The sequence below is a fragment of the Kitasatospora sp. MBT63 genome (genome assembly GCF_000710465.2).
Lineage (GTDB): Bacteria > Actinomycetota > Actinomycetes > Streptomycetales > Streptomycetaceae > Kitasatospora.
The window spans coordinates 1,097-11,488 of record NZ_JAIZ01000625.1; the positions used below are offsets into that span (position 1 = coordinate 1,097).

Below are 10,392 nucleotides of genomic sequence, written 5' to 3' on the forward strand. Positions count from 1 at the left end.
GGACTGGGTCGCCACCGTACCGCCGACCATCGCGCTCTGCCGCCGCCACTTCGGCGCGGACGCCCCGGTGGTGTTCGGCTGGGTACTGGCCGCCCACCAGATCGGCGCCGCCGCGGTCGCCTCACTCGCGGGCCTCGCCCGGGACCACTTCGGCGACTACGACCTGGCCTGGTACGCGGCGGGCGGCCTGTGCGCGGTCGCGGTGCTTTGCTGCCTCGGCCTCGCCCGGCGGCCCGCGCCGGCGGCGTAGCCGGGGCGCTCGGGCGGTCGGGTGCCCGGGCGCTCGGGCCCGGGCTTCGGGGCGGGGTTTCAGGCGCCCGGCGAGGCCAGTTCGATCATGCGGTGCATGACAGCCACCGGGATCGCGGGATTCCTGGCGGCGTCCCCGGCAGCATGGTCATCGAGCAGTGACCCCACCAGGACGTCCGCCGGCAGGGCCGGATGCTGCCGGGCCTGCCGGCGGACCGCCGGATCGGCGTCGCCGGTCAGCCTCGCCGCGGAACCGGGCGAGAGCCGTTCATCACCGGCCGCGTGGCGGCGCACCTCGGCGTCGGGGTCGTGGCCGAGCCGCTCGACCAGGGCACCCGTCGAGGCGGGGTCGTCGAGCGCGAGGAGGCGCAGCCGCGGTTGCGGGCTGTCCGCGAGACGCAGCAGTCCGCCGCGCGGGAAGTTCGGATGGTTGCGGGGCCGGCCCGGGAACGAGAAGCTGCCCGACCACCAGCTCCAGACGTCGAGGAGCAGGTGCGCCGGGGCGTCGTCGCAGGACTCGGCGAGGAACAGCCGTACGGCGCGGTCCTGGTCGGCGGCGAGGAGTTCCACGACGTCCGCGGGGAGCCGCGTCGCGCGGGCCACACTGCGGCGGATCCACAGGTTCGGGGACGAGGCCAGCTGCCGCATGGCCGCGGGGTCGTCGTGGAGCGCGGCGACCCACCACAGGGCGACGCTCCGGTGGTCGGCGGTGATCTCGGGGACGGTGCCGGCCATCGCGGCGATCTCGGCCGGTGTTTCGGGCGGCCGGGCTCCGGCGTGCGGAGCCCGCTCCACGCCCCTGCGGGCGGGTGGGTTCGCGCCGGAGCGCTGTCGCCCGGCGTGCTCCGCGGCCAACTCCGCGACCAGGCCGTGGACCGGCAGTCCCGCGGTGGCGGCGAGCAGCCGGTCCCACTGGAGGGAAGTGAGTCTCCCGCTGTCGGCGGCCGCCCCCCAGACGCGCCTGGCGGGATGGGCGACCGCCGCGTCCAGGACACCGGGCGGCAGGTCGTCGCGGAGCAGGAACCCCGCCCTTCCGGCACCGAAGAGCCCGATCAGTACCGCGGCGGGGGCGGCACGGTTGAAGCCCAGGCCGTCCAGCCACGCCCGGGCGAGGTTCCCGGAGGGCCGTGGGCCCTCGGCGAGTGCGGCCCAGACCCCGTCGCACTCTTCGACGCCCCGCGAGATCTCCACCGCGGCAGGCTAGCGGGGACGGTCGTACTCGTCGTACTCGTCGCACTTGTACTCGCGGTACCCGTCCTCGTCGCTGCGTCCGCCCGCCGACCGGGGGGCGTGGCGTCGCCGACCGGGCTGCCACCGCGGGCGCGGGGGAACGGGGGTGGCGCGGGGCGTGGGAGGCGTTGCGGGCCCGGTACCGGCGGCGGTCCGAGGGCGGTGACGAGCCTGTCTGCCGCTGCGGTCGGTCGGCATGCTTCACTGGGAGCCGTGCCCTGTGGGCCAGCTCCGCCCGCCGTACCCCTGCAGTGAGGACCTCCTTCCGTGAGCAGCAAGACGCACGCCACGCTCCGCTACACGTCCCTGCGGGTCAGCATCTTCCTCGGCTGCCTGCTGATCTTCCTGCTGCTGGGCCACTTCGGTGTGATCCCGGTGGCCGGTGACGCGGGTGCGGTCTTCCTGGTGCTGCTCGCCGGACTGGTGTCCGCGCCGATCAGCTACGTGGTGCTGAGCAAGCAGCGGGACGCGATGTCGGCGCAGATCAGCGAGAAGGTCGAGACGATCCGCTCGCGCACCGCGGCGCAGAACGCGGAGGAGGACGCGGCCGACGACGCCGCCCGCGCCGCCGCCGCGGCAGCCGTACAGAACTGATCCCCGGTGCCGCAGTCCGCGGGCGGTCCGGCTGCCGCCCCCACCCCTCCGAAGCGGCCGACCGGCCGTGACGTGGCCCGGCTGGCGGGCGTCTCCCAGGCCACCGTGTCGCTGGTGTTCTCGGGTTCGGACGCCGGGCACCGGGTGTCCGAAGCCACCCGGGAACGGATCCGCGAGGCGGCCCGCAGCCTCGGCTACCGCCCTCAGGCGGCCGGCCGGCAACTGCGGCTCGGCCGCAGCGGCATGATCCTGCTGGCGGTGCCCAACCTGCTCGGCCCCTTCTTCGGACGGGTCCTGACCGGGGTGCACGAGGAGGCGGGCAAGCACGGGCTGGCCGTCGTGGTCAGCAGCGGCTGGGCCAGCGCCACCCTCGCGGACGCCGCCGCCACCAGCCGCTTCGACGGCCTGCTGGTCTGCTCCCCGGACGACAGCCAGCTCGGCGAGCTCCCGCCGGACACCCCCGCCGTGTTCCTGGACGCCGATCCGGCCGCCAACCACGGCCGGCCGACCGTCGAACTCGACGTCGCCGGCGGCATGCGCGGCGCGGTCGAGCACCTGGTGGCACTCGGCCACCGGCGGATCGGGCATCTGAGGTCCACCCACTCCGCGTACACCTTCCGGGTCCGGCAGGCCGCGTTCGAACAGGCCACCCGCGGACTGGAGGTGGTCGAGGCGGGCGTCAGCCTGAACGAAGGACGCCAGGCCGCCTTCGAGGCCGCGCACCGGCTGCTCGGCGGGCCGGACCGGCCGCGCGCCGTGGTCTGCGACGACGACGTGGTCGCCTCCGGGCTCTACCAGGCCGCGGCCGAACTCGGGCTGCGGATCCCCGCCGACGTCTCCGTGGTCGGACTCGACAACATCCCGGTGGCCGAGCTGCTGGCGCCGCCCCTCACCACCGTCGACCTCCCCGGCGAGGAACTCGGCCGGGCCGGGGTCACCGCGCTGGCGGCGCTGCTCCGGGGGGAACCGGTGGCCGCCGTCCCGGCTCTGGCGACCAGCTTGGTGGTGCGCAGCTCGACCGGTGCGGCGGCTGTGCGCTGACGTTCTCGGGATGACGGATGACAGTTGACGGATTCTGTCAGCGCGAAGATGTTCGCCGGATGTGCGCCGCCCCCGTTGCCGACCCCATGGCGACCCGCATGTGCTGGGTGGGCCGACTGTCGCGCGGTCGATCGACAATGGACAGAGGGCGGATGACAGATATCGTCATCTGTCAGCCGCCCTCGCGATCCCCTCACGCCTTCGCGGCCACGCGCTCCTCCTGAGCCGCCGCCACGGCGCCGCCCGCGCTGCCGCCCGCGTCCCGCGCCCCTTCCCCAGTCCCCGCCGACGGCCGGGTCTCCAGTCGCCGCCGGCAGCCGAACAGCAGCGCGCCGCCCAGCCCGATCCCACCCACCGCGCAGAGCGCGACGGCGGGCAGGGAGTCGGAGGCGAGCAGCCCGGAGACGGCGTAGCCGGCCGCGTTGCCCGTCGCGAAGAGGGTGACCAGCCAGGCGAACGCCTCGGTCACCGTGCCGGTCGGCGCCAGTTCGGCGACCAGGACGAACGCCGCCGCCAGCAGTGGCGCCAGGGAGATCCCGGACAGCAGCGCCAGACCGGCCATGGCGGCCGGACCGGGGAGCAGGAGCAGCGGCAGGTAGCTGGCGGCCATCGCGAGCGCGATCGTCCAGGTGCGGGTGGCGGTGCTGATCCGCCACGGCAGCGCGCCGTAGACCAGGGCGCCGACCAGACCGCCGAGGGCCGCCAGTGCCAGCAGGCTGCCCGCGCCGCCCGGCAGGCCGCCGGGGTGGTTCTCGGCGTACGCGATGAACAGCACGTTCTGGGCGCCGACCGTCCAGCCGGCGCCGGCCAGTCCGACCAGCAGCAGGACCAGGCCGGGGGAGCGCAGCGGCCCGAGCAGGCCGGCCGAGGACTCGCGCGGCGGCGCCTGCCAGGCGCGGGCGGGCGCGGTGGTGGCGACCACCAGTGAACCGAGCAGCCCGAGCGCCGCGGCCGTCCACAGGGCTGTGGACGGGCCGAAGGCGGCGGCCAGTCCGGCCACGGCCAGCGGGCCGGCCACGTAGAGGACCTGCTGCGAGGCGGAGTCGAAGGCGTACGCGGTGTCCAGTTGCTCCTCCTCGACCACGGCGGGCCACAGGGAGCGCAGGCACGGTTCGAGCGGCGGCATCGCCATCCCGGCGAGTGCGGCGCCGGCCAGGGCGGCGGACGGCGAACCGGGTTCGAGCGCCAGCAGCGCGTACCCCAGTCCGGCGACCAGCGCGGAGGCGATCAGTACCCGGGGCTGGCCGGTGCGGTCCACGATCCGGCCGAGCACCGGGCCGCCGACGGCGGCGGCGATGGCGTACGCGGCGGTGGCCAGCCCGATCCTGCTGTACGGCGCGCCGGCCTCGCGCAGCGCGAGGGCGATCACCAGCGCGGTCATCCCGGCGGGCAGCCGCCCGAGCAGGGTGCCCAGCAGGAGTCGAGTGACGTGCGGGGCGCGGAGCAGGGCGAGATAGCCCATGGCGTTCGGTCTCCTGGGCAGGCGGGGGCGCTGGGGTCGGTCACTAAGTTATACGTATAACTATCTCTGGTCAACCGAGGTGGTCCCGGGCCCGCTCGCCCGCCCCGCCCGACCCCTCGCGGGTCGTTCGTCGACGTAACTCAAACCTGTACTTTGAACATCTCAAAGGTTTATTGCTAATCTTCCGGCCATGACCACCCCAGGCGCCGCACTCCAGTACGGGACGAGCACCCCGCTCGCACCCTGCTGCCCGCGCCTGTCCGGTGCTGTGGACAGCCCGCGCACCTGTCGCGCCCTGCGCTGTACCGAGGCGGCACGCCCCGTCTGAGGCCCGGCCCCGCCGGCTGCCCTCCGCCGTGCCGCCATCGCCCCCGCGCGCCCCACCCCCCTGTCTGTCCTCCCGTTCTCCGGAGTCGCATCCCCATGTCCACCGCGCCCACCGCGTCCACGGCACCGGCCGGATCCCCGGCACCCACCGGGTCCACGCCGCCCTCGTTCCTGGCGAAGGTCCGAAAGACCCCGTTCTGGGTCCAGATCGTCAGCGGCCTCGTCCTCGGCGCCCTGCTCGGCTGGATCGCCCGTGCAGGCGACGTGTCCTGGCTGGCCACCACCCTCGAGACGATCGGCCGGACCTTCGTCCAGCTGCTCACCCTCGCCGTCCCGCCGCTGGTCTTCACCGCGATCCTGGTCAGCGTCGCCAACCTGCGGAACGTCACCAACGCCGCCCGGCTGGCCGTCCGCACGCTGCTCTGGTTCCTGGCCACCTCGCTGATCGCCGTCGCGATCGGCCTCGGCATCGGTCTGCTCACCGACCCGGGCAAGGTCGACCACAACGGCCTCAAGGCCGCCGCCCCGAAGCACACCGGCAGCTGGGTCGACTTCATCACCGGTATCTTCCCGAGCAACATCGTCGAGGCCTTCACCGAGGTGAACGTCCTTCAGATCGTCTTCCTGGCTGTCGTGGCCGGCGCTGCGGTGCTGAAGATCGGGCCCAAGGCCGACCCGGTGCTCAAGCTGAGCGAGTCGCTGCTGGAGCTGATCCAGACCGCGCTCTGGTGGGTCATCCGGCTCGCCCCGCTCGGCACCCTCGGCCTGATCGGCAAGTCCGTCGCCAAGTACGGCCAGGACGTCCTGCAGCCGCTGAGCGTGCTCGCCGTCGACGTCTACGCCGGGTGCGCGCTGGTGCTGTTCGTCGTCTACTCGCTGCTGCTGCGCTTCGCCGGCGGTCTCAACCCGCTCAACTTCTTCAAGGGCGCCTGGCCCGCCGTCCAGCTCGCCTTCGTCTCGCGCTCCTCGGTCGGCACGCTCCCCGTCACCCGCCGGGTGACCGAGCGCCTCGGCGTCCCGAGCGAGTACGCCAGCTTCGCCGTGCCGTTCGGCGCCACCACCAAGATGGACGGCTGCGCAGCCGTCTACCCCGCGCTGGCCGCGATCTTCGTCGCCCAGTTCTACGGCGTCCACCTCGGCGTCGGCGACTACCTCCTGATCGCCTTCGTCTCGGTCATCGGATCCGCCGCCACGGCGGGCCTGACCGGTGCCACCGTGATGCTGACGCTCACCCTCAGCACCCTGGGCCTCCCGCTGGAGGGCGTGGGCCTGCTGTTCGCCGTCGAGCCGATCCTCGACATGGTCCGCACCGCCACCAACGTGGCCGGACAGGTGGTGACGCCGCTGATCGTGGCCGCCCGTGAGGGCATCCTCGACCGCGACGCCTACAACAACCCGACCGGTGACCTCCTGACGGAGAACCGCCCGGCCGTCGTCCCGGCGCAGCCGGCCGCCGAGCCGGTCGCCGCCTGATCCGACCCGCACCCCGTTCGAGCCCTTCCCCCGGCCGGGGGAAGGGCTCGAACCGTCGCTCGACCGACGGCCCTCGCCCTGCCCGGGTCGGACGCCCCGCCCACCGTGCCGCTACGGTTCCCGGGTGACCGCTCCTGCCTGGACCGACGACGAGATCGTCGCCGAGATCCGCGAAATCGCCCGGGCCGACCGCCTGCCACCCCCTGCGCCTGCGGAGGCGGCGGACGCGTTCGAGGCGCTCACCGGGTTCCCGATGGCGCCGCTGCTGCGGAGGATCTACTGCGAGGCCGCCAACGGCGGCTTCGGCCCCGGCGGCGGTGGCGGCCCCGGGTACCGCCGCGTGGAGGGCGGGGTGGTGTCGCTCACCGCGTCGAAGCGGAGGTTCAGCAACGAATCGTCCCTGCTGCACCTCTACCGGGAGTGGACCTCCCAGCCTTCTGCGGAACAGCAGTACTATCCGCGCCACGTGCTGCCGTTGGTGACCCTCGGCGGTGTCATCTGGTGGTGCATCGACCTCAGCAGCCCGCAGGGCAGCATGTGGGGCGCCGACGAGAACGCCTGCGACCACCACTGGCTCGCCCCGCAGAACCTCACGTTGGCCCAGTGGCTCACCGACTGGCTCCGCGGAGATCCCGCCCTTCCGGTGATCCCGCCTGTTCCCGGCTGCCCCACCTGTTGACGGGCGGAGGCGGTCGGGCGTCGGCGGTGAGTCCCGGCCCGCCGTGCGGGATGCTTCCCTTCGGTGCCTCGGTACTTGTGGCGCCGGGCGCGGCGAGAAATCGCCGCCCGACCGGTGGATCACGGTGACGGACAGCCGCCACGACGCCACCGAAGGCTGCTCCTGGCGCCTGCGGCTCTCCGCCGAGGGCGCCCGGACCGACGTCCTCCCCACACCCGGCAGCGATTCTGCGGACGCTGACGCCACCGCAGACGCCGAGGGCGAGGACCTGGACCCGGTCGGCCCACGATGGCCGGAATCCACCGCTAGCCCGCAAGCCCGTAGGCCCGGCTGCACAAAGGCAGGGGGCCCGCCGCGTCCGGATGAACCGGACCGGGGCGGGCCCCCTTGGTACTGCTCGTCATGCTCTTGCTGGCGGCCGGTCAGGGCTGCCGGTGGACCCACACGGGGCCCCGAGCGATCAGATCATCAGAGGATGGATCAGACAGGGGTGACGTTCTCCGCCTGCGGGCCCTTCGGACCCTGGGTGACGTCGAAGCTGACCGCCTGGTTCTCCTCCAGCGAGCGGAAGCCGCTCGCGTTGATGGCGGAGTAGTGGACGAAGACGTCGGGGCCGCCGCCCTCCTGGGCGATGAAGCCGAAGCCCTTCTCGGCGTTGAACCACTTGACGGTTCCGGTCGCCATACCGTTCTCCTTGCGAGGGACGTAGCGGGCACCACACCTTGTGGCACCCGGTCCGCTGCGCTGATCGCCCCGCCTCCGGAGTGGGTCCGGAGTTTTTTCGCACAGTGCTCAATCAGTGCTCAATTGATGCTGGTGAAAAATTACAAAAAGCCTGCGGTTACATGCTCCGCAGGCTCCAAGTACTGCAAGGGGAATCAAACTGCAACTGAGTGGAACCGTAGCACGAGGGGGCTGCCCCGACCAGGGGTCTCCGAAAGCCGTGCACGGTGTGTCGGCCACCGGGTGCGGGGCCTTCCGTAAGGCAGGCATACGCTGCCAGGAGCGCACGAACAGCAGAGGGAGCATCTGGTGACCGGTACGGACTCAGGCGGCCCGGCGGCAGTAAGGCCACGGGTCGGACACATTCAGTTCCTCAACTGCGTGCCCCTCTACTGGGGCCTGGCACGGACCGGAAACCTGCTCGATCTGGACCTCAGCAAGGACACCCCGGAGAAGCTCAGCGACCGGCTGGTGGACGGCTCGCTCGACATCGGGCCGATCACCTGTGTGGAGTACCTGCGCAACGCCGACCGGCTGGTGGTGCTGCCGGACATCGCGGTCGGCAGCGACGGACCGGTGATGTCCTGCGTGATCGTCAGCAAGCTGCCGCTGAACCAGCTGGACGGCCGCCGGGTCGCCCTCGGCTCCACCAGCCGGACCTCGGTACGGCTCGCCCGGCTGCTGCTGGAGGAGCGCGAAGGGGTACGGCCGGAGTACTTCGGCTGCCCGCCCGACCTGGACGTGATGCTGGCCGACGCGGACGCCGCCGTGCTGATCGGCGATCCGGCACTGCGGGCCTCGCTGGAGCAGGCACCCCGTCAGGGGCTGGCCGTGCACGACCTCGGGGCGATGTGGAAGGAGTGGACCGGCCTGCCGTTCGTTTTCGCGGTCTGGGCCGCCCGCCGCGACTACGCCGAGCGCAACCCGGCGATGGTGGCCGCCGTGCACCGGGCCTTCCTGGAGTCGCGCGACCTCTCGCTGGCCGAGGCCGCCCTGGTGGCCGAGCAGGCGGCCCGCTGGGAGTCGTTCGACGCGCCGCTGCTGGAGCGGTACTTCAGCGAGGCACTGGACTTCTCGCTGGGTGAGCGGCAGTTGGCGGGGATCGCCGAGTTCGCCCGCCGGATCGCGCCGGACAGCGGCTTCGCCCCCGACGTCACGGTCACCCTGCTGGAGCCGGCCCCGGTCGGCTGACCGACGCCGACGCCACCCGGCAGCCGCCCCGCCCCGCGCGACCGGCCGCCCGGCACGGCACCCCGCCGGCACCCCGCGGCGGTACTGTCTGGGCAGCCGCGCGCGGTGGGCGGGGCCGGACACGAGGGGACGGGCGGGCCATGGAGCCGCTGGGGGCGGACGATCCACGACAGATCGGCGAGTACCGGCTGCTGCGCCGGCTCGGGGCCGGCGGCATGGGCCGGGTCTACCTGGGCCGCACCGCTGGCGGCCGGACGGTCGCGGTCAAGGTGGTGCGCGGTGAACTCGCGGACGATCCCGAGTTCCGGGCCCGGTTCCGTCAGGAGGTCTCGGCGGCCCGCCTGGTGGGCGGCGCCCGGACGGCCCCGGTGCTGGACGCCGACACCGAGGGGCCGCAGCCCTGGGTCGCCACCGGCTACGTCGCGGGTCCGGCGCTCGGCGCCGCCGTCCGCCGCCACGGACCGCTGCCCGTCCCCGCCGTCCACGCCCTCGGGGCGGAACTCGCCGGGGCACTGGCCCATGTGCACGGCCTCGGACTGGTGCACCGGGACGTCAAACCCTCCAACGTGCTGCTCGCCCTGGACGGCCCCCGCCTGATCGACTTCGGCATCGCCCGCGCGCTGGACGGGGCCACCGAGCTCACCCGCTCCGGGTTCATGGTCGGCTCGCCGGGCTTCATGTCGCCCGAGCAGGCCGCGGGCGGCCGGCCGGGTCCGGCGGGGGACGTGTTCGCGCTGGGGGCGGTGCTGGCCTACGCGGCCACCGGGGTCCCGCCGTTCGGCGAGGGCGTCAGCGCGGCCGTGCTGCTGTACCGGGTCCTGCACGAGGAGCCCGACCTTCGCGGGGTCCCGGCCGGGCTGCGCGAGATCGTCGAGGAGTGCCTGGCCAAGCGCCCCGAGGACCGGCCGGTCCCGGCCGACCTGCGGGAGCGGCTGGCCGCCATGGCACCCGGCCCGAGCGAGAACGGCTGGCTCCCGCCGGCCCTGTCGGCGGCGGTCGCCCGCAGCGCGGTCGAACTGCTGGACCTGGAGGGGGAGGGGGACGGCTGCACGGGCCCGGCCGACGGGGCGGCCCGCGGGAGCGGCGCCGCGACCGCCGCCGGGCACAGCCGCACCGAGGTCGACGGACCGTCGGACCGGGACCTCCGGCAACCTCCCGCACCGCAGGTACCAGTGGCACCACAGACACCACCACGGACACCACCGCCGACCACCCCGGCGGGACGCCGCCCGGACCTCCGGTGGCTGGTGGCCGCCGCCGTGGTGGCCACGCTCGGCGTGTCGCTGGTGGTGCTGCAACCCTGGCAGGGCAGCGGCACCGGCGGCCAGGGCGCCGGCGCCACGAACTCCGCCCCCGGCCCGGGCGCCGCCCCGGACACGGGCGCCACCCCGGCGCCCTCGCCGTCCGCCTCGCCGCCCGCCGC

Annotated in this window: 9 protein-coding genes and 1 pseudogene; 7 read left to right on the forward strand and 3 right to left on the reverse strand. The window is 73.9% G+C overall.

The window, feature by feature from the left end; all coding sequences use genetic code 11:
- Nucleotides 1–250, forward strand: a pseudogene (locus AA75_RS32260) (MFS transporter); the annotation flags it as partial.
- 59 nt (nucleotides 251–309) lie between these two features.
- Here AA75_RS32260 and AA75_RS32265 read toward each other — a convergent pair.
- On the reverse strand, nucleotides 310–1,440 hold the full coding sequence (locus tag AA75_RS32265) for a hypothetical protein (protein ID WP_051813873.1): 1,131 nt from the start codon (nucleotides 1,438–1,440) through the stop codon (nucleotides 310–312).
- A 306-nt stretch (nucleotides 1,441–1,746) separates the two neighbouring features.
- Between AA75_RS32265 and AA75_RS32270 the strand changes: the two genes are divergently transcribed.
- The gene (locus tag AA75_RS32270; RefSeq protein ID WP_033823890.1) at nucleotides 1,747–2,073 is read left to right on the forward strand and encodes a DUF4229 domain-containing protein; all 327 of its coding nucleotides are present in this window, start codon (nucleotides 1,747–1,749) and stop codon (nucleotides 2,071–2,073) included.
- 6 nt (nucleotides 2,074–2,079) lie between these two features.
- Nucleotides 2,080–3,114 (forward strand): LacI family DNA-binding transcriptional regulator, encoded by a 1,035-nt coding sequence (locus AA75_RS32275; RefSeq protein WP_033823891.1) that lies wholly within the window; start codon nucleotides 2,080–2,082, stop codon nucleotides 3,112–3,114.
- A 193-nt stretch (nucleotides 3,115–3,307) separates the two neighbouring features.
- Here AA75_RS32275 and AA75_RS32280 read toward each other — a convergent pair whose 3' ends face one another.
- Nucleotides 3,308–4,576 carry an MFS transporter gene (locus AA75_RS32280; RefSeq protein ID WP_082526989.1) on the reverse strand — a complete coding sequence of 423 codons (1,269 nt, stop codon included), beginning with the start codon at nucleotides 4,574–4,576 and terminating at the stop codon, nucleotides 3,308–3,310.
- 423 nt (nucleotides 4,577–4,999) lie between these two features.
- Between AA75_RS32280 and AA75_RS32285 the strand changes: the two genes are divergently transcribed.
- The gene (locus AA75_RS32285; protein WP_033823892.1) at nucleotides 5,000–6,376 is read left to right on the forward strand and encodes a dicarboxylate/amino acid:cation symporter; all 1,377 of its coding nucleotides are present in this window, start codon (nucleotides 5,000–5,002) and stop codon (nucleotides 6,374–6,376) included.
- Between the two features lie 124 nt (nucleotides 6,377–6,500).
- Nucleotides 6,501–7,055, forward strand: coding sequence for a hypothetical protein (locus AA75_RS32290; RefSeq protein WP_033823893.1), 555 nt, complete (start codon nucleotides 6,501–6,503; stop codon nucleotides 7,053–7,055).
- Between the two features lie 480 nt (nucleotides 7,056–7,535).
- Here the strand turns inward: AA75_RS32290 and AA75_RS32295 are convergent, their stop codons facing one another.
- Nucleotides 7,536–7,739 carry a cold-shock protein gene (locus AA75_RS32295; RefSeq protein ID WP_003998944.1) on the reverse strand — a complete coding sequence of 68 codons (204 nt, stop codon included), beginning with the start codon at nucleotides 7,737–7,739 and terminating at the stop codon, nucleotides 7,536–7,538.
- A 348-nt stretch (nucleotides 7,740–8,087) separates the two neighbouring features.
- On the opposite strand from AA75_RS32295, the gene AA75_RS32300 reads away from it, so the two are divergent.
- Both AA75_RS32300 and AA75_RS32305 read left to right on the forward strand, forming a co-directional pair.
- On the forward strand, nucleotides 8,088–8,969 hold the full coding sequence (locus AA75_RS32300) for a menaquinone biosynthetic enzyme MqnA/MqnD family protein (protein WP_051813874.1): 882 nt from the start codon (nucleotides 8,088–8,090) through the stop codon (nucleotides 8,967–8,969).
- A 140-nt stretch (nucleotides 8,970–9,109) separates the two neighbouring features.
- On the forward strand, nucleotides 9,110–10,392 hold a 1,283-nt coding region (locus AA75_RS32305; RefSeq protein ID WP_051813875.1), incomplete at its 3' end, for a serine/threonine-protein kinase.